Origin of the sequence: Fictibacillus sp. 7GRE50 (assembly GCF_015903875.1) — a bacterium.
In the GTDB taxonomy this organism is placed as follows: domain Bacteria; phylum Bacillota; class Bacilli; order Bacillales; family Fictibacillaceae; genus Fictibacillus; species Fictibacillus phosphorivorans.
This window is the reverse complement of sequence record NZ_JACZDW010000021.1, coordinates 1-704: the sequence shown is the minus strand read 5'-3', so window position 1 is coordinate 704 and position 704 is coordinate 1. Positions and strand designations below refer to the sequence as shown.

Here is a 704-nt window from a genome sequence, read left to right as displayed (position 1 = left end):
TTTCCGTTTAAAACTCGAAAACCTGGTAGACGTTAGAATTCACTAACCACGATGAAAGGGTAATGGACCTCTTCATTGAGTATTAAGATTCAAAAATCCTTATTTTAAGGATTTTTGTTGCCACAAAAAAATCGCTCTTTATGAAAGAACGATCGGTTACTTCTTTTCTCATTGAGCTTCTTCTAGTTCCCGAAGCAGGATTTCTGCGCCTTTAGGACTCAACACAAATTTCCCATCACCATACGTTCTGTTTTCGTTGGTTATCTCACCGGTAATCGCACACGCATTATGGGCCATATATTTTTGGAGAATGATTTTATTATCATCTACAAAAATCTCTATTGCATCCTTAATTTCAATCTCCAGGACTCTTCTTAACTCAATGGGAATAACAATTCTCCCCAGCTCGTCTACCTTCCTTACAACACCTGTACTTTTCATGCTTATATCTTCCTTAGGACGTGGGGCGTCCGGTTAATTCTCCGACAAATTCTACATCATCGATCTTCCAGCCTTGCTCTTTCACATAAATAAGAGACGTTTTGACAATCACCGTTTCTGTATTCGATACATTATTATACTCGGTCGAAAGCTTGAATTCATTAAAGAACTCCGCTTCCGTCTTCGATGACTGATATTCAAACGGCTTCAGCCCGACCATGGTTGATTTGACGGATTGCTTGGATTGCGGTGGTTTCGTTCCT

At 39.6% G+C, this 704-nt stretch carries 1 protein-coding gene and 1 pseudogene; both read right to left on the bottom strand.

Translation table 11 applies throughout. The features are described 5' to 3' along the window. Positions 1-168: 168 nt before the first annotated feature. Complete coding sequence (locus IHV12_RS22510; protein WP_197192299.1) at positions 169-441, bottom strand: AbrB/MazE/SpoVT family DNA-binding domain-containing protein; 273 nt, start codon at positions 439-441, stop codon at positions 169-171. 13 nt (positions 442-454) lie between these two features. After that, positions 455-704: pseudogene (locus tag IHV12_RS22505) on the bottom strand (hypothetical protein); the annotation flags it as partial.